This window comes from Nitrospira sp. T9, from assembly GCF_052156535.1.
In the GTDB taxonomy this organism is placed as follows: domain Bacteria; phylum Nitrospirota; class Nitrospiria; order Nitrospirales; family UBA8639; genus Nitrospira_E.
In genome coordinates, this window is record NZ_JBQKUP010000021.1 from 1 (window position 1) to 19,319 (window position 19,319).

General features: G+C 48.9%; 15 protein-coding genes. 11 read left to right on the forward strand and 4 right to left on the reverse strand.

Annotation, left to right across the window (positions count from 1 at the left end; genetic code table 11):
* The 7 genes from tnpA to ACTRXD_RS01900 all read left to right on the forward strand — a co-directional run.
* Positions 1-270 (forward strand): IS200/IS605 family transposase (gene tnpA / locus ACTRXD_RS01870; protein WP_442430166.1); only part of this gene is annotated, 270 nt, incomplete at its 5' end.
* Positions 271-459: 189 nt separating this feature from the next.
* The gene (locus ACTRXD_RS01875) at positions 460-2,760 is read left to right on the forward strand and encodes a CHASE2 domain-containing protein (RefSeq protein ID WP_442430167.1); all 2,301 of its coding nucleotides are present in this window, start codon (positions 460-462) and stop codon (positions 2,758-2,760) included.
* 708 nt (positions 2,761-3,468) lie between these two features.
* On the forward strand, positions 3,469-3,900 hold the full coding sequence (locus tag ACTRXD_RS01880) for a response regulator (protein WP_442430168.1): 432 nt from the start codon (positions 3,469-3,471) through the stop codon (positions 3,898-3,900).
* A 207-nt stretch (positions 3,901-4,107) separates the two neighbouring features.
* Positions 4,108-5,169 carry a sensor histidine kinase gene (locus tag ACTRXD_RS01885; RefSeq protein WP_442430169.1) on the forward strand — a complete coding sequence of 354 codons (1,062 nt, stop codon included), beginning with the start codon at positions 4,108-4,110 and terminating at the stop codon, positions 5,167-5,169.
* Positions 5,156-7,627 (forward strand): ATP-binding protein, encoded by a 2,472-nt coding sequence (locus tag ACTRXD_RS01890; protein ID WP_442430170.1) that lies wholly within the window; start codon positions 5,156-5,158, stop codon positions 7,625-7,627. Before ACTRXD_RS01885 ends, ACTRXD_RS01890 begins: the two co-directional genes overlap by 14 nt.
* Positions 7,624-8,226, forward strand: coding sequence for a Tll0287-like domain-containing protein (locus ACTRXD_RS01895; protein WP_442430171.1), 603 nt, complete (start codon positions 7,624-7,626; stop codon positions 8,224-8,226). The genes ACTRXD_RS01890 and ACTRXD_RS01895 overlap by 4 nt, the downstream gene beginning before the upstream one ends.
* Positions 8,227-8,336: 110 nt before the next feature.
* Positions 8,337-9,878 carry a M28 family peptidase gene (locus tag ACTRXD_RS01900; protein WP_442430172.1) on the forward strand — a complete coding sequence of 514 codons (1,542 nt, stop codon included), beginning with the start codon at positions 8,337-8,339 and terminating at the stop codon, positions 9,876-9,878.
* 169 nt (positions 9,879-10,047) lie between these two features.
* Here ACTRXD_RS01900 and ACTRXD_RS01905 read toward each other — a convergent pair whose 3' ends face one another.
* Complete coding sequence (locus tag ACTRXD_RS01905; RefSeq protein ID WP_442430173.1) at positions 10,048-10,689, reverse strand: YceI family protein; 642 nt, start codon at positions 10,687-10,689, stop codon at positions 10,048-10,050.
* Positions 10,690-10,798: 109 nt separating this feature from the next.
* Positions 10,799-11,464, reverse strand: coding sequence for a DsbA family protein (locus tag ACTRXD_RS01910; RefSeq protein WP_442430174.1), 666 nt, complete (start codon positions 11,462-11,464; stop codon positions 10,799-10,801).
* Positions 11,465-11,766: 302 nt separating this feature from the next.
* Between ACTRXD_RS01910 and ACTRXD_RS01915 the strand changes: the two genes are divergently transcribed.
* The 3 genes from ACTRXD_RS01915 (at position 11,767) to ACTRXD_RS01925 (ending at position 15,470) form a co-directional block, all read left to right on the forward strand.
* On the forward strand, positions 11,767-13,704 hold the full coding sequence (locus tag ACTRXD_RS01915) for a sigma-54 interaction domain-containing protein (protein ID WP_442430175.1): 1,938 nt from the start codon (positions 11,767-11,769) through the stop codon (positions 13,702-13,704).
* A gap of 285 nt (positions 13,705-13,989) precedes the next feature.
* Complete coding sequence (locus ACTRXD_RS01920) at positions 13,990-14,691, forward strand: OsmC family protein (RefSeq protein ID WP_442430176.1); 702 nt, start codon at positions 13,990-13,992, stop codon at positions 14,689-14,691.
* Positions 14,692-14,960: 269 nt separating this feature from the next.
* Positions 14,961-15,470: a methyltransferase family protein gene (locus ACTRXD_RS01925; RefSeq protein WP_442430177.1), complete on the forward strand. Its 510-nt coding sequence runs from the start codon at positions 14,961-14,963 to the stop codon at positions 15,468-15,470.
* Positions 15,471-15,803: 333 nt separating this feature from the next.
* Here the strand turns inward: ACTRXD_RS01925 and ACTRXD_RS01930 are convergent, their stop codons facing one another.
* Both ACTRXD_RS01930 and ACTRXD_RS01935 read right to left on the reverse strand, forming a co-directional pair.
* Positions 15,804-16,130, reverse strand: a complete 327-nt coding sequence (locus ACTRXD_RS01930; RefSeq protein ID WP_442430178.1) for a cupin domain-containing protein — start codon at positions 16,128-16,130, stop codon at positions 15,804-15,806.
* Between the two features lie 326 nt (positions 16,131-16,456).
* Positions 16,457-17,407 (reverse strand): OmpA family protein, encoded by a 951-nt coding sequence (locus ACTRXD_RS01935; RefSeq protein ID WP_442430179.1) that lies wholly within the window; start codon positions 17,405-17,407, stop codon positions 16,457-16,459.
* A gap of 1,395 nt (positions 17,408-18,802) precedes the next feature.
* On the opposite strand from ACTRXD_RS01935, the gene ACTRXD_RS01940 reads away from it, so the two are divergent.
* Entirely contained in the window at positions 18,803-19,276 is a 474-nt protein-coding gene (locus ACTRXD_RS01940) for a response regulator (RefSeq protein WP_442430180.1), read from the forward strand.
* The last annotated feature ends 43 nt before the right edge of the window (positions 19,277-19,319 follow it).

The window sequence follows — 19,319 nt, forward strand, 5'->3', positions numbered from 1 at the left end:
GATACCCAAGAAGTAATGGAGGATCATGTGCATATATTTCTTTCGGTCCCCCCACGCTATAGTCCTGCCCAGGTAGCGCAGAGGTTGAAAAGTATTTCGGCCCGCAAAGTTTTCCAGGAGTTTCCCGAGGTGAAGCAGCAATTGTGGGGTGGGGAATTGTGGAACGATGGTTATTTTGTCCGAAGAGTAGGGGACCAAGTAACGGCAGAGGTGATTCGTCGGTATATCACGCATCAACATGATCCCAAACAACTGAAATTAGATTTCTAAATCTTAAATGCCTCCCAGCTTGCTGGGGGGTTCTTTACTCGGGATATCATCAGTACCAGAATCCTACGCTGGGGCCGATGCCCTTTATGTCGTCTCGCATTCCGACTTGTGTAAGCATACGCCTTACCCCTTTTTGGGAAGAACCGGTTTCCATCACGAAACGAGGACCTTCTCTATCCTAATCCTCACATGCATTCCGAACATCTCCAAAAACCCGTCTCGAAATTTAATAGTTGGATGATTGGTTGTTTGATCATCAGTCTGACAGGGGTGGTGATGGATCTCTTCCATGTCGGTTTTAATGTCGAAGAAGAACTGGGATTACATTGGCTATTTCAGATACGCGGGGTTCGACCCCCTCCGGAAGACGTGGTCGTGGTCTCCACCGATCGGCAGTCCGCGTATGAGTTAGGTCTCCCCCAGGAACCCTACAAATGGCCCCGGTCCCTGCATGGAAGGTTAGTGCGCCGTTTGACAGAACAAGGGGCGAAGGTCATTGTGTTCGACCTGTTTTTCAAAGATATCGGATCACAGGAAGAGAATGCCGCGTTTGCCGAAGCGATGCGTGAGGCAGGCAATGTGATTCTGTTCGAAAAATTAACCACGACGGGTTCTCAGACCCACCCCGTTCGAGGTTCGATCCGTATTCCCCCAACGGCCCAATTGGCTCAAGCGGCTACGGGCCTGGCCTCTCATCCCCTTCCGACCAGTTCGCTCCGGGTGAATCAGTTCTGGCTTTTCGATCCGAACAACCCGCACCGGGCCACCCTGCCTTTTCTCGCCCTCCAATTGTATTCACTTCATCTTTTTGAGGAATTACTGGAACTGCTCCGGGACGTGGTCCCCACTGAGGCGGCAAAGCTGCCCCAGCGGCACCAGGATATTCATGGGCCGGATGGCATGCAACATTTGGTCAAGGCCCTACGCAGGATTTTTACCGGTCATCCGATCCTCGGGGCAACGCTGCTTGACAGACTCCCCATCCCGCACTCTGAACAGGAAGCAGACAATACTAGATTGTTAGCCTCGCTCATTCGGGCCTATGGAGCCGAAGACAGTCAGTTTATAGACTTTTATGGCCCCCCCAAAACGGTGTTCACGGTTCCCTATTTTTGTGTGCTTATTCAGTGTTCCTCTCAGCGGTTGGGCAGGACATTACCCCTGGACTTCTCCGGAAAGGTGGTCTTTGTAGGGCTATCCGAATCAGTACAAAGTGAACAGCAAGACCGGTTTCCCACCGTCTTTACATCAAAAGACGGACTTGATCTCAGCGGTGTTGAAATTGCCGCGACCGCGCTTGCCAATCTTCTTCAGAGACAACATCTGACTCCACTCCCCCTATATCTACACCTTTTCGTATTGCTGGTATGGGGGGTTCTTGTGGGGACAACATTTTTTCTGGTGTCGACCTCACGTCTGCAACACCGGAGCGGTCTCCTGATCGCCTCCCTGTTAGGACTTGGGCTGTGGCTCGGCATGGTGTATTTCGGCGTCATCGTGTGGGTGTTCATCACACATGCCCTCTGGTTTCCACTGGTGATTCCCTTGCTGGTTCAACTTCCCCTTGGCCTGTTTGCCGCATTGGTCGGCACGTATCGTGATGTGAACCGGCAACGGCTGATCACTGAGAAGGCCTTGGGGAATTATGTGCCTAACCCCGTCATCAAACCCCTCGCACGAAGAATTGAAGAAATTCGAAGCCAAGGACAGGCAGTGCATGGCCTCTGCCTCCTCACAGATGCCGAAGGGTATACAAAAGTTTCGGAAGCCCTGGAGGGGAACCCTGACAAATTACAGGCCCTGATGAATCGGTATTTCGACGCGGTGTGTACTCCTGTGCGTGAACAAGGAGGTATTGTATCGGATATTACCGGAGATGCGGTTTTGGCCATTTGGCCCGCAGGAATACTCACTACCCAACTGCGCACGACAGTTTGTGAGACCGCGCTGAACCTTGTGGCCGCAGTGGCTCGATTCAACAAGTCGGAGCCTGAATATTCCCTTCCCACCCGTGTGGGATTAAGCGGCGGACCAATGTTTACGGGAAAGGTCGGGGCTGGGGAGTATTTTACCTATACCCCATTGGGCGATATCGTCAATACCGCTTCCAGAATCGAAAACCTCAATAAGCAGCTTGGCACCCGACTGCTGGCTTCCCATCTCGTCGTAGAACACTTATCTGGGATTTTCACTCGAAGAATAGGAAGTTTTCAATTAATCGGAAAAACGAAACCAGTGGTGATTTATGAACTTCTCGGGCAGGAGTCCGAAGCCGATATTATTTGCCATGAAGCGATCCAACATTTTTTATACGGAGTAGATCTTTTCTCTTCCCGTCGCTGGGACCAGGCAGAGGAATCATTTCTAACTTGCCTGCAACTTCGAGAAGAGGACGGTCCCAGTCATTTCTATCTGCGACTCTGCAGTCACTATCGAAGCCATCCTCCTTCCCCGGATTGGCAGGGCACGATCATCTTAACCACAAAGTGACCAAACGCGTGAACCCATTCCTTAAGTAAGTTCCTCAACTCCAAACGGTCCTCCACGTTCATTCCAATTGGTAATCCACATCCTTTTTCACATAATGTCCGCTCATTGTTCATTTTGGCACCCGAATCGATTCCATCCCTTTCCACAATTCTTTCCCTAGTCGAGCAGTTCGTTGATCGTGTGAAAAATTTTTCAAACAATTCCCCTCAGAGCTATCAAACTCCGTAAACTTTCAGAAACATTATCCGTTCATTCCCCTGTCTCCTCATATTGGCATAGCTGCCAAAATTGGATCTGACCATTTCAGCCCTGAAACAAAATGATGGATTCCAGTCTTGGAGCGGAAACACCACCCCATTGCGACACTTTTTAAAAATGCTGGTTCTCTTTTATCGCACGCAGGAGAAAGAGAATCCTCTAAAATGTTGACGGATCCTGGTTGGAGACACCGAAATGGACAGAAGGGAGGAAAACAGGACCATTCCCGGATAGGCATCAGGAACAATATTGGGCACGCCCGGGCGATTTAGCCTATATCCACCTTTGTCATTCTCAATATGCCCAATATTAAGGCCAAATTAACCCTTTCTCTTATCGGTTGATTACGATAATATTGTGCTTTCAGAAGTGATAAGAACATTTTTCTTTTCCCTCTGACCAATTGAAAATCTAATCAGGCTACTCACCTAACAACAAAGGAGAAGAGTAATGGCAGAAACAACAGCAGCAATGTTTGGAGGACACAAAACCAACGGCCTGGTTCTCGTCGTGGACGATGAGCCTGATGTCCGAAAAGTAGTACGGATGACGCTCGAAAAGGCCGGATATGATGTCATCGAAGCGGAGGATGGGGAAAAGGCTATTCAGGAAGTGCAGAAAGGCGAAAATCCCTTAATGTTGGACGTCATCATTTCCGATATTCGCATGCCAAAAATTAACGGCGTGGAAGCCATTAATTATTTCCAACAGCAATACCCCCGTGTTCCACTCATTGTACTGACGGGATTCCCGGATATGGAAATGGCCACGGGATTTCTCAAGCAGGGGATTGTGGATTATCTCGTTAAACCGGTTGAAAAAGAAAAGCTCATTAAATCCGTGGCCACCGCTATGGAAAAACGAGATCTCAATCGCCTGTAATCTGACAGAACGAACTTTTCAGATTTCGAGTTTCTTCTCGCGGGTAAATGGTTCCCATGAAGAAGACTATGGTATATCGAGAAAAGCCCTATCCTGAGGATAGGGCTTTCTACCATATGAACATTGAGACATGGAGAAACTTCTCATGCTCCCCACCCAACCTTAGCCTTCCATCCTCCTCCACTCCAACAATCAAGGAGGGATTCCATGGCGACCGTTGAACCTCCCATAAACATTGCCATTCTCGGAGCCGGCAAGGGGGGAACGGCCATGTTGGAATCCTTTCTTAATTTACCCCATATCCGTCTCCTGGGCATTGCCGACACAAATCCTCACGCCTTGGGGTTTCAACTTGCCAGACTTCACAATATTCCGACCGTCTCTCACCCTCTGAAGCTTATTCAGGAAGACAAACTGAATTTAATTATTGACGTGACCGGGGACCCCATTCTTCCTTCATACATTACGGAGCACAAACACAGCGGGGCTGAAGTGCTTGGAGGGACCGCCGCCAAAGTTCTCTCAGAGTTGATCCAACATCAAACATTTATCCAAACACAACTGTTTCAATCCGAAAAATTAGCCAGCATGGGAACCTTTGCCTCAGGGATTGCCCATGACATCAATAACCCCCTGTATGTCATTCTGGCGATGGCCGAAGAAATTCAAGAGGAAAACAATCTCGATCGGATTCGCCTCCATGCCGCCAGCATCCATGAAGCGGCTCAACGCATTCAAGCCATTTCACGAAATATCACTGATTATGTTCGCACATCCACTCATCAGGAACTCGAAAGAATCGACCTCCATGCCAGACTGGACGAAGCCTTGAGCATTTCCAGATTTGCGACCAAATTTCGAGAAATTACGATTCAGAAACATTTCCAAAACGGCTTGACCGTCCAGGCTAAACCGGAAGAAATACTCCAGGTATTCATCAACCTTATCACCAACGCCATTCATGCCATGGAAGAGAAAGGCAGCCTCACCATCACCACCTCACACAGTAACGGAACCGTACAAATTGCGATCAGCGATACCGGCTGTGGCATTTCCCCGGAACACCTCCCAAAGATTTTCAATCCCTTCTTCTCAACAAAACCGAAAGGCCAGGGGACCGGCCTCGGACTCTATAACGTCAAAACCATTGTCAAAAAATACCATGGGGATCTTCAAGTCGAAAGCGAACAAGGGAAAGGGACTACCTTCCGATTGTCCTTCCCCGCCATCCCTCCTGTAGAAGAAAAGGTGTCCGGTGGACAACCCTGAACCTAAATCCGCCAAGGGGAAAAAGGGACTAACCAAAAAACTGGTTCTGTCCATGCTGTTGGTCGGCGCACTCCCCTTGATCATTGGGCTCCTGCTGGCTTTCTACCAGGGCACACAGGAAATTCGCGAGGTCAATGGATCCAGCTTTGAGGCTCTCGCAACAGAGACAGCCAGAAAACTTGATCTGGTCATGGCAGATGAACTGGCTCGCACGGCCTTACTGACAACGGATGTCAAAATCATTGCACGCCTGGAACACATCCGCGATGCTCTCAGTGAGTTGAATCCCCAAGAGCTGGCTCGCACCCTCAAACAAGAACAGGAAGCCTGGAACGCCAAGGATGCCGACATGCTTCAACGGATTCTGAAAGGACCATTTGCCGAAATCCTTCAACAACATGTAGGGGGAACCTTTATGGATCCGGGCCACCCCATTCCACTGATTACCCGGTCTGCCACACGTGGCTTATTTATCACCGATCGTGCAGGACGGGTCATTGCGAGTCTGGATTCCGACATTCCCTACCTTCATCGGGAAGAAGTATGGTGGCAAGGTGCATTCCACAATGGAGTCGGTCAACCGTATATAGGCCAGGTAGCGTTTGATTCACGACTGGGAGTCTATACGTTTACTATAGCGCTCCCCATCATGGATAGTTTGCGGTATGAAGCCATCGGCGTCCTGCACCGGATTTATGACGCCAAGGAGTTCTTTGCCCCTTCCATCGACATTATTCGATTTGGCAAAACCGGCCATGTCATGCTTATTGATAGCCGTGGCGTCGTCTTGAGCTGCCCGATTCTTCCCACCGGTACCTCAATTACGGACACCCGCCTAATTCCCCTCGTCACCCCCCTTAAGGCCGGTTGGACTCCGGCTCCAAGCGACGGCCATGGGGGCACTGCAGCCTCCATCATTGGATTTGCCCCCCTGAGTAATACTAATCAGATTACCAAATTCTCCACCGGCCAGACCTGGCATATGTTTGTCTGGCAGTCATCGGGCGAGGTTTTTGCCCCAATAGAGCATTTTTTTAAATGGACGGCAGCTTTTGGATTACTCGGAGTGGCGCTGCTCGTCACATTGGGCTATATAGCGGCCAATCGAATTGCCGCACCCATTCGTCGCCTTCAGGAAGCTGCCCGGCAAATCGGCAGAGGGGAATATCGTGAGCCCATAGCATTATCCACCGGCGATGAAATTGAGGAATTGGCCGATGAAGTCAATCGTATGAACCAACAACTGGCTTCACAGTTCGCCGGATTGGAAAGCCAAGTTGAATTGAAAACCCAGGAAGTGAAATACCTTGAGGAGTCAACCATTAAAATTCTGGATAATGTGCCTGACCCGGTCCTAATGATTGGCCCGGACGAACACATCGAATATTTGAATAAGGCCTCGAAAGAAGCCTTCGCCGTCACTAACGGCGAGATCATCGGCACCCCATTGTTCCAAATTTTCTCCTTGGATCCTGCGACACAAGACCGACTTAAACAGGAAATGCACGCGGTCCAGGTTATGGAACCTCCATTTTCAGACAATACAAAGGCCAATCCGTCCAACGCCTCGTTGCAAGATCCCCTGGTTCCCACAAATTGGGCTCAATCGGGCACCAATCGCCAGGAAATTCGGATCAAGCAGCGCACATTCCGGTACCGTTGGTTTGGTGTCCAGGCCCGCCCGGGAAGGGGGCCAAGTGCCGGATTGGTTTTACGGGATACGACGGAAGAAAGTATCCTCCAGGACCGGGTTATCCAAGGGGAAAAACTGGCAAGCTTGGGCGTTCTCAGTGCCGGGATTGGACATGAGCTTAATAATCCTTTAGTCGGAGTTATTGGTTTAGGCGAAGCGATACAGGAAGAGACCAATCCCGAGCAGATCAAAGAATATGCCAGGGGCATCGTTCAACATGGAAAACGTATGGCTTCCGTCGTTCGGGACTTTACCGGTCAATCCGGAAAAAATTTGACTGAAGGGCAAACGCTTATTAACCTCAATGAACTGTTGGAACAATCCGTGACTACGGTCAAGGATCTCTTTCCATCAGTTCAGATTGAAATAGAGACTCACCTGGGACCCATCCCGTCCATTCAGGGAAAAGCCTTGGAACTTGGACAGGCCTTTACCAACATCATCAGCAATGCTTTTCAAGCGATGACAGAAGGTGGGAAGTTGACTATTTCAACAGAAGCGTCAGGGCACGATCTGGAAATCCACATTAAAGACACGGGGCGCGGCATCGCCCCGACTCATTTGCCCAGAGTCTTTGACCCTTTTTTTACAACGAGGGGGCAGGGAGAAGGATCGGGCCTTGGACTCACCGTGGCCTATCGAATTATCAATAAATTAGGCGGACACATTCGAATGGAAAGTGAAGAAAACCAGGGGACGACCTGTTTGATCACCTTACCCGTCTCGAATGCCCACCTGACGAAGGAAAGGAGTTCGACGTCATGACAAGCCTACGGGGTCGTAGGACCGGCTTATCTATGGTTATTCTTGGCACTCTCCTCATAGGAATAGGTGTGTCTTCATCTCTTCAAGCAGGTGAATCCAACGCCATGAAAAATCTATCACCGGAGAAAGTTGCAGACTTTATTCATGCCATCGTTGAGGCGGACCGTCACGTCTACACGACGCATATCGTGAAAAGGATGCAGGAGCAAGGCGTCGTCATGGCGCGAGAAGATTGGGAAAACAAAAATGCCATTCCTCTTCCTGCGCAGTTTCTCCATATTTCCAGCAAATTGGTCGCGGAATCAGGGCACGGCATTCGATTCCGCTTAATTAGTCTGTGGCCGATTTATCGAAGGAATGGGCCTGCAACGGATTTCGAACGAAAGGCCTTGGAACAACTTTCGCTCAATTCCGATACACCGCAACGTGGAATTGTATCCACCGGAAAAAAACGCTTGTTCCAGGCCATCTATGCCGATACAGCGATTAACGATACGTGCACGACTTGCCATAATGCTCACCCTTTAAGCCCCAAGCGTGACTTCAAAAAGGGCGACCTCATGGGGGCCATTGTCATCACCATTCCTTTGGAGGACTAACGCCCGGCACGGTTCCGCCACAGGCTCCTTTTTTCACACATTCAATTAGACCCTTCCCCGGTTACACGCGGTCTTTCAATCTCCGTTATGACAAGGAATAGGTAAGAAACTTGTTACGTTTTCCCATTGTCCAAATTTTGATAGGACTCGCCCTCACGACTCCTCTTCTGGGCTTTGACCATCAGCCCTCCTCTTCTCCATCCATACCCCTGGTTATTGGGAATATCATCCAGGACATTCGCGAACTGAGTCATCCATCGTATCAAGGCCGGCAGGCCGGCACGGATGGTAGCTTGCAATCAGCCGCCTATCTGGTTGATCGATTCCGATCTCTCGGCTTACAACCGGCCAACCTCGTTTCAAAACACGAACAGGATTTCCCTTGGTTGCAACAACGGTTCATAACCGCGGTTCAATTGCTTGAGCCATCGACCCTCACCCTATCCCTGATCGGCGCGAACCGGACGCCAATGACGATGTTACTTGTTTCAGGGCAGGAGTTTCTTCCAATCTTGGATTCTCCTTCCACCCGAACCACAGCCAAAGTCGTCTTTGTGGGATACGGCATTGTCGACCCTGCCCGCGGAATAAATGAATATCAGGGAATGAATGTCCACAATCGCATCGTCCTATTTCTTCGGGGGAAACCTCCTTCCTACCCGGGGTGGATCACGCATGAAGAAAAAGCGGCCATCGCCAAAGAAAGAGGCGCGGTAGGCTATTTGACGGTAACCGGCCCACTACTTGGTCGTTATGAAGCCCGCAAAGGTCTGGGGCAGGGTCCTTTGGCCATCTATGGGGAAACACTCGATAACCGCCCCATCCCTGGGGCATGGATACATGGGAAACTTCTTGACCAGGCCTTGAATGCAGCCAATGACTCGCTCGAAGCCCTGCAACAGGCCGCCAACGATATCAGGACATTTCGTAGCAGACCCCTTCCGATTCTGATCCAATTCCATTGGGATAGCCACAGTCAACCCGGAACGCTGACCAATGTCATCGGCATGTTACCGGGTCGCGATCAGGAGCTACGCAAAGAACTCATTCTCATCGGTGCGCATCGCGACCACTTTGGCCGGCAAGCCGGCTTGTTATTTCCTGGAGCCGATGACAATGCATCCGGAACATCAGTGATGTTGGAACTGACCAGAATGCTCTCCCAAAGCGCCACATCACCCAAACGCACCGTGCTTTTCGTGTCTTTTGACGGAGAAGAACGAGGCCTACTGGGATCGACGCTCTATGTCAGTCATCCCGCCTTTCCATTGGATCGAACGGTCGCCATGATCAACCTTGATCATCTAGGCGCGGGGGATGGAACACTGACGGTTGGAGTTACTCGAATGGATAAGATGCTGGCTCAGCAAGCAGCCGACCAGGCGGGATTAGGCGACAATATTCAAATGTATGGATATTTCCCAGGGGGCGATCATGTCCCATTTTTTGAGGCCGGGGTGCCGACCGTAACAGTTGTCAGCACTGGCAGGCACCCCCATTTCCATCAACCATCTGATACCCTGGAGTCCATTCAACCCGCAAATTTGGCCATCGCTACCAAATTTCTCTTCTCACTGATTACCCTGTTAGCTGACAAGCCTCACGCAGCCTGTCATCCTCAGCTTCCCGCTAAGGATCCGTGCCCAGGGTGATGGTATCTGGAATTTATCGACTCCTTTGAGGAAAATGCTCTGAGCTTGCTGATTGGCTTACCAAAAAAATGGCAGCACCGAACCTCCTCCATTCCTTCACTGCTCAGATTTCCTCGTGAATTCTCACAGGGAACATGCAGACGGTTACCACACATTCCTCCCTATCACTTTATTCTTTTTCTTGTTTCACTTTTTCGACTGTCTTTTCTTTGATGACTTCAATTTCCAGAATGATGTTGACCTCATCACCCACGAGCATTCCACCACTATCTAATAATTTGCTGAATTTCATGCCGAAATCCTTTCGGTTCAGCGTGCCGGAAGCAGTGAAGCCAGCCCGTGTATTGCCCCAAGGATCCTGAGCGACCCCATTAAACGTTCCGATTAATGTGATCTCTTTAGTGACCCCCAACAAAGTCAAATCTCCGACAGCGGTGTAGTCGTCTCCGGTTTTCTTATAGCTTTTCATGGTATAGGTCATGGTCGGAAACTTCTGAACGTCAAAAAAATCCGGGCTTCGTAAATGCTCGTCCCGTTTCGGATGGTCGGTCGTGACCGAGGCGGTCTGGATGACCGCTTCAATGGTTTTAAATTCCTTCTCCTCTGCGTCCACCTCCACAATTCCTGAATACTCCGTAAACTTGCCATTGGTTTTGGACACCACCATATGGGCAACTTGAAATCCAACCCTGGAATGATCATGATCCAGTTTCCACTTAGCCATTTCTGCAACCGAAGCCGTGACAAACCCAAAACCAACGATCAGAACCGTTCCAATCCCAAAACACACTTTCGAAACCTTCCGCATCATATAACCTCCCGTGACATTTGAAGACCTACTGGTTGTAGGGTCTTCGTTCATAAATAAACAAGAGCACATGATCTACGAATCATCCAACATTTTATGCTGGGATAAAGATCTATCCGACCGACGAGCTGCCGTTGCCGGAAGCTGGACCATCCAGCCATTTGTCAATGAGTGAAACCATCACCCCTGTGGGTTGATACCCCTGGGTTAATCTGATGTGGTCATGACCACTTTGACCAAGCAGGGCTGGAAAACCACTCACTCCCAATTGGCGAGCCCGTTCAAACTCCTGCCAGACCAATTGTTTCATCGCAGAATCATGAAACCATTCCATAAACCTGTCCTGGTCAATACCTTGTGTGCTGGCAAGATCCGCCAATATCTCCGGATGGGTGACATCCTGGTTCTTCACGTAAAATGCTTCCTGCACAGCATTCAAAAACACAAATTCCTTATCCGGAGCTAATTGCCGAATTACCATCATCGCTCGTGATGGCGGTTCGGTGTCATACATGAACGAAGACTCAGGATGAAAATCAAAGTTAAATGGCTGACCGGTTCGTTCATGGACCGCATGCCAATGACTGAGAATGTAGGCACGCCGTCGCTCATCAAACCGTTCAGTATTGCCGGGGCGCAAACCACCTAACAATACCTCGATCGTGACCCGATCTCGATATCGCCGAACGATCTCATCAATGACTGGTGAAAATCCCCAGCACCATGAACACATGGGATCAACCACATAGATAAGCGATTTCACCATCACGTCTACCATCAGGCTCCCTCGGTTACCTGCCCAGACACATCCAACAAGGTAATACCCTACAAATGGAATCAAAATACTTTACCACACCGGATATATGGAACTTATCAATTTCCCCTCAAAGTTTCTTTTAAATTTCATGTAGGTTTATGTGTGTCTGAAACAACACCTGCGAACTCCCTCCCCTTCCAAACCACATCAACCGCCCTACATTTGTATGCTGTAAAAATCCAGCATCCTCGAATCTATAATAGCCCAATCTTTACACGTTAAAAACGAATGAATCATAATAGGGTTCTTATTTGGAAGACGCTATGACAAGATCCCCTCAGAATCCGCTAGCGAACCTCAACGAAGAGACTGCACTCCGAACTATCCTGGAGGGGACCGCCACTGTCACGGGGGAACGATTTTTTGAAGCCCTGGTGGAAAACCTGGCCAAAGCCCTGCACACCCATGCCGCCTGGGTCACGGAATATTTTCCGGAATCCCGCCATTTGAAAGCCCTGGCTTTTTATTTAGATGGCACGTTCCTCAAAAATTGGGAAATGGATATTGCCGGGACTCCGTGCGAGCACGTTATCGAGCAAGCCCGACTCATACATTTTCCAGACAACTTATTAAATCTCTTTCCTATTGATCCGGATATCGTCGGCATGAAGGCAGCCAGCTATATGGGTCTCCCACTTGTCGATTCGGTCGGAAATATCCTCGGACATCTGGCGGTCATGGATACCAGAACCATGCCGGCGGAACCCCGGGTGCAGACGATTTTTCGAATTTTTGCATCAAGAGCGAGCGCCGAACTCCAGCGCCTCCAAGCAGAATCCGCTACCCGTGAACGAGAACAAAAGTTACGGCGATTTGTCGACAGTGCGATGGATGCCATTATTGAATTGGATGAAGATCTTCGAGTCACCCGAATCAATCCGGCTGCCGAGAAGGTGTTTCAATGCAAAGCCACCCATTTGTTTGGTAAGAATTTTTCCCACTCTCTTGTCCAAAAGGATTCTGAAAAATTACGATTTCTTATCCAGGAACTCAACACGAAACCTTCAGGCCAGCGATCTCTCTGGATTTCCGGTGGCTTCAAGGCCCTCCGCCCGGACGGCTCGGAATTTCCCGCGGAAGCCACACTTTCCCAATTTCATATTGAGGGAAGGGTCTACTACAGCCTGATTCTTCGTAATGTGAATGAACGCCTGGAAGCGGAACAAAAAATTCGGTCCCTCACGATTGAAAAAGAATTTCTCAAAGAAGAATTACATGAGCTCCAACATTTTGGGGAAATTTTGGGGAATAGTCCCGCCTTGGTGCACGTCCTCCGGGACATCCAACAGGTCGCCGATACCGAAGCCACGGTGCTCATTTCAGGCGAAACCGGGACCGGCAAAGAGGTGATGGCCCGCGCCATTCATGCCAACAGCCGGCGTCGGAATCACCCATTCATCAAAGTAAATTGCGCGGCCATTCCTGCTACCTTAATCGAAAGTGAATTTTTTGGACATGAACAGGGTGCGTTTACCGGCGCCACGAAAAAGCGGGAAGGACGGTTTTCATTGGCCGACGGAGGGACCATTTTTCTGGATGAAATCGGCGAACTACCTTTGGATCTTCAAGGAAAACTGTTACGCGTTCTTCAGGAAGGGGAATTCGATCCGGTCGGCAGTTCCCACACCAAAAAGGTAAATGTCCGTGTCCTGGCAGCGACAAATCGGGATTTACAGAAGGAGGTCCAAGACGGAAAATTTCGTGAAGATCTTTTTTATCGATTAAATGTCTTTCCCATCCATCTTCCGCCTTTGCGTGAACGCGGAGAAGATGTGGTCATCCTGGCCAACACATTTGTTCAGCATTTTGCTCAACGAATGGGTCGGACGGTGACCCCCCTTTCCCCTGACGCACTCGGACGACTCACGGCGTACCATTGGCCGGGAAATGTCCGGGAATTGCAAAACGTGATCGAGCGGGCTGTCATTACGGCCCAAAACAGTCAATTAAATCTTGACCGTGCCCTCCCTGATGTTGAAGAGAAACTCTCCTCCTCTCCAGAAACTCTTACACAGGAGCCATCCACCTGCATTCGCACTCTTCAGGAACTTCATAATATGGAGCGACAAAATATTCTGCTAGCTCTGGAACAAAGCGGCTGGAAAGTATCCGGTGAACAAGGAGCGGCCAAACTGCTGGGCATGAATGCTTCAACACTTGCATCTCGTATGAAAGCTTTGGGCATTACTCGCGCGAAATAATTCCTGCACGATTTCTACCCATTTTTTTTCAATTCTTTCCGATTCCCTTTTAGCATTTCTTCATTTCCAGGATTCTATTCAGTTTGCGAAATTTCGTAAATTTGAATTATGAAATTTCGCAATTCGGCAAATTTCGTGAGCGAATTTCACGCCTCATGAAATTGCAACAAATTGTTTTTATTGATTTTTATTAAAAATTTAAGCCTGGCACACCCCCTGCAAAATATCCTTGGCATGGAAGACAGCATATATCAAACAGGTTCTCAAGGAGAAGGCAGGAACAACATGACGAGTCAGGATGAGCGAAATTCAAACTCTCAGACGCCAGCTGAAAAGCGGAGCCTTCAGGATATGTGCCGTCAGGCGGATCAACTTTTTTTTTACATGCTGTTTCACACTCAACCAGGAGGATGTGCCATGTCATCAGTCGCCACACCATCAACTATCAATGGGGTCAACGTCGAACAATTAGGGACCAATATCCATGCCATTCAAGGCGAACCCGGTTTGGCCAAATTTCAGTTCCGGGCCACCAACAGCTGGATCAATGGGGGGCACAATCGCACCACGATCAAGGAGTTTTACGGAGTGGGCAAAGAAGATACGACCCGAACCGAGCCGTTTGTGCTTGATGCCGATGAACCGCCCGTCTTGTTAGGAGAGGATCTGGGAGCCAACCCGGTGGAGTTTGTGTTGCATGCCCTGGCGTCCTGCTTAACCACGTCGATGATCTATCATGCGGCCGCCTGTGGCATCAAAATTGATTCAGTGGAATCCCGGCTAGAGGGGGATTTGGATCTTCGCGGGTTTCTAGGTTTATCGAAAGATGTTCGTCCGGGCTATCAAAACCTCCGGGTACACTTCACCGTGAAAAGTGACGCGCCAGCCGAGACAATTCGGGAATTGACGAAGTATTCCCCTGTTTTCGACATTGTATCCAATCCCGTGCCGGTGGCCATTTCGGTAGATACAAAAGGGACCAACTGACCAGAGACATAGCTGATTGCCTCAGGCCAAACCTGAGGCAGTCGGCCCTTAAACTTCCGAATCAAAAGGAGCTACGATCATGAAACGTCTCGTGTTTTTTTATCTATGGCACCCTGTGCTACCTATCTTTCCTTGGCATCTTTATAGATGCCGTAGGCTTTCTGGGAAATTTTGGCGTCTCCAATACCATTGATGGCCAACCCGGGGTTCCAGTCTGGCAGGCTCTGGCCATCAATTCGTTTCTGTTGGGAATTGAACGTAGCACTTATTTGCTCTGTACCAACATTGCACTGGCTCTCTTGTTTTATGCCTGGCAACCCATGGGAGGCAGAATTTGGCACATTCAAGACCCAGTCGAGCAGGGCCTGCTGTATGGCCAGTTTGCGGCGGGTTGGGGATTAATTCTCATGGCCACATTCCTCATCAATCATTTTGATTTGTTCGGTATGCGGCAGGTCTGGCTCTATCTGCGAAAACAAGAGTACACACCATTACCGTTCAAGACCCCGGCCCTGTATCGGCAGGTACGGCATCCTCTCTATGTCGGTTGGCTCTTGGCCTTCTGGGCCACTCCCACGATGACGGTTGCCCATCTGGTCTTTTCGGTGACGACCACCATCTATATCCTGATGTCCATTCAATCGGAAGAGAAGGATTTGGTGGCTTTCCATGGAGAGGCGTATAAAGATTATCAAGAACGAGTACCCAAAATTATTCCACGGCTATTCAGAGGGAGCTTTATGGGGAAACCACAAGCCCCAAGGACCATGGCTACATGAGGGCCAAAAGTACGCAATCCGCTGCCTGAAAAACCCACGCAGCGGCGGGCTTCATCTCTTTACCGGGGAAGAGAAGACAACCATGCGCACATTGAAAACCGGGGTATTCCAGAATCCTTTACAGGAACTTACCTGGATGAAAAAGTTTGGATGGTATGGAGTGGTCTTTTCCTGCTCAAAGGAGCATTCTGGCTTATCACCCCTTTCATTATTCTTGCATTCAACTAAATATTCTCGCCCGTTTTCCGGGCCGCCGACTCATGAGCACGCTGAGCAATGAACCTCCCACAGAGGAACGTATCCCACGGCATTAAGCTTGCCCCCCGGCAAGGCTCAGTCCCTCCAATACACTGCAAGCCAGATCGTATCTCGTTGGGGATCGGTCCATTCCACACGATGCCTGGTATGGGCGGAAAGATAAAGCGTATCCCCAGGACCAAGCATCATTTCAGGTTGTCCCTCAATTTTGAGTGTGGCTTTTCCTGCCAGTACCACAACCCATTCATGCTCAGCCTGGTCATACCAAAAGTCTGGTGGAGATGCCTGACCCCTTGACACGATCCGTTCAATTCGTACAGAACGACTCCTCAATACCTCACTCGTCAATTCGTGGTCAAAGTGTTCAGGAATATTGGCGAACAGATTTTGACATAGTTCCATTCCCTGCACCTTTCTTGACAAATCGGTCACATAAAATGAAGCTCATAGAACGGTCCCGGCCTTATGGCATTCTCTTTCTTAGGCCTGGCTGACCGACTTAAGTGGATTGAGGCGAGCTCTGATGATGGGGAAAAACCAAAGGATTGTCAGCGGCTGGATATGGAAGAGGTAAAGGCTCAAGCAGAAGATTCAGCAGATTGCCGATAATTTAAATGGGGGAGCACAAACAATGGACCGGACAGACCCTTAGGAAGAATTGACTCCCCTATTCTCCACTCCAGACGCTCCCCCAAGGCATGCCTCTAGGTAAATTGACTTATAAACTCTTACTGTACGACAAAATGACCACGTCGGTTTTCCTGCCAGCACTCTTCATTCTGATCGGTGCAAAACGGCTTCTCTTTTCCATAACTCACAACCTGCAGATTTTCACTGGGGACGCCCAAATCCACTAAATATTCCCTCACCGCATTTGCTCGTCGCTCACCAAGCACCATGTTATAACTTTCCGTGCCACGCTGATCACAATGTCCCTCGATTACAATCTTGTTATTCGCTAAGCCGGATGCCAGTGCTTGGGCATTTTCTTGCAGAACGGAGATCGCATCAGCCCGAATAGAAAATCGGTCATAATCGAAATAAATATCTCCCAGGGATTTGAGCAAAGCTTCCGTTTTCTTTTCAATCACTTCGGGCATCGCTGGGGTTTGCTGGGCCGATTTGTCCGCCTCGGGTTCCACCCGAGCGATCATTTGTTCCGGCGGAGCCGCGTCTTCCCGAATTACCGGTCGTGCCGGCATTTCCGGTTCAAGCGCAATCGGCGGGATCCCAACCACTTGCGATGATTCTTGAGGAGAAGCCTGGCCTGGTGTGGTTGGTATGATAGGAGACGGAGGAATGACGGGTTCAGCTACCAGGGGAGCTTCTAGAGGCGAAGAGGCAGTAGGTTCGGCGACTGTCGTTCGAGGAGTAGCAAAAATATCAGCGGGAGCCGAGGGACGAATAACCGGGCGGACAGGCTCTTCAACAGGAATGTCCATAGGCGGAATCCCTATGAACGTTTCGGCTTGCACGGGTGGCTGAACGACCGCCTCAACAGGTGGCGTCACAGGTTCAACCTTTGCTACTTCTTCGGGCTTGGCAGGAGGTTCAGTCACACTGATAACCGTCGTTTGTAGTTTGGAACTACACCCCGCCATTATCGCAATCAGGCATCCGCCCAATAAGCCAAATTTCCCTACTTTCCAGACATTCGAAAAAGACAATACTTCGATCATGTTTTTACCTCCACCATTTCCCTTTCTTGACTGACGGATGCCTCGGCCACATCTCATTCAATTTGATTCTTCATGCCCTTCAAGAATTACTCTAACAAGGACTCTGTCTTTCCTTATGATAATCTTATTTCAAAACTGTAGGCAGTCCCTTCGAATTGTGTCAAGAACTCAAATGTGTCATTCCTGACCTCTACTCCAGCCTCCTCATTTAAGAATGCCTTTTGGTAGGATCCAGGTCAAGAGTCCTGCGAGCAAAGCTACATGAAATCCCTTCATAAAACAACCTTTTAACCTGATCTTTTCACCCTCAATGAATCAAGCCTTGCCCTGTCAAACATTTCTTTATGTTGCATCACGATAGCCTGGTGGCTTCCTCAACTATGATTCCTGATTTTTGTTTATCCAGAATATCCATCAAAAATTCCCAGTCCACTCCGTCAGGATTTTTTAGAGAATGGCATTCACCATCTATTTGGCAACATGAGACCAGAAGACCCGAGCATTTTTTTGGATTTTAAAGTTCTCCAAGATGGCCATTCCCCTAAGGGCGAGCCGATTCCTCAGTGCAAAGTCGAAACAGTACCAAAATAAATACGCTCCAGTTCATAATGAGGTACCCTAGACCATCCGCCCCAATTTGAAATTATTTTGAGCCGGCTCAATCCTAATGACTTCTGTAAAATCCCGGACTTTCCGTTTCATGCCCACGAGTCATCCCTCGTCGTGACTCATTCATCCATTACCGGGACTGTTGAATATTTCTCATACTTTCCCATTTCAATATATGTGGAGTTCCGGGACCCCTCTATTCCTGGCGTTCGTAATGAGCTTTTCCCTAGCTCAAACAGGCTATCACATGCTTCCCTTCAGTGAGGCGATTGATGAATATTATCCATTGATGGATTAATTAAACGATCATAATGTCCATGACTGGTTCCTACCCGTATGCCCCGCTACTTCTGAAGGAAGTCGACTGCGTCCTGTAGGGTTTCACCTGCATGATTTTTATCAAATCTTATAGCAAGGCAATTCATAACACTATGAAAAGTTTCAACTTTTATAAAAAAATTTACCTGGAACACCCCTTGCATTTAAATCCTTTAACTATTGCAACTCACCACCTATTGAGGCTTGTATTTTTTTGAATATGCCGTTTCATTAAATAGCTCAACGATATGGAGCCCGACGTGGTTTGGATGTCCGAATAATAAAAATTGAAACATGGCCATACTGGAATTAAGCGCCATTTTATGAGCCTCGGCGGAGGGACTGGTTTCAGGAGAACTACGATTTCGACCGCACCCGAAGTCTGGTCTCCTCATCAGCCACCTTCTCAAAAGTCCCTCCGCCACCTTTTGAGAGAAATCATTTCGACACCAATAATTGTAACGCATCATGAAAATTTTAGGCGTGTATCAGCATTCATCAAAATCCGGCCCTCCCAAGGTACCCATCAAAGACCGAATCCTGTTGGTTGACGATGATCGACATCATCGAACCTGCCTGAAAGAATTTTTAGAGCTTCGGGGATATGTGTGTTCAGAAGCAGGAAATGGTGTGGAAGGACTAGAAATTTTGCAGAAAGAGTCGGTCTCCATCATCATTACCGACAACAATATGCCACAGATGGATGGACTTGATTTCATTGAACAAGTCAATCATACATATTCTCAGGAAATTCTCTCCATTTTTCTCATCACTGCCGAATTATCCCACATCGTCCGTCTTCGCGCATTTAAAAACGGAGTCAATCGCGTCTTTGAAAAGCCCCTGGATTTTCAAGAACTCTGTAATGCCGTAGACTGGGTCACGAAATTTGACATCCATCAATCAACGACCAACAAATACTCCTCCGCCAGATACCTCTAAGATTCAGCCCTCTTCCAAAAGACAAATTTTTTTGGTTCTGATG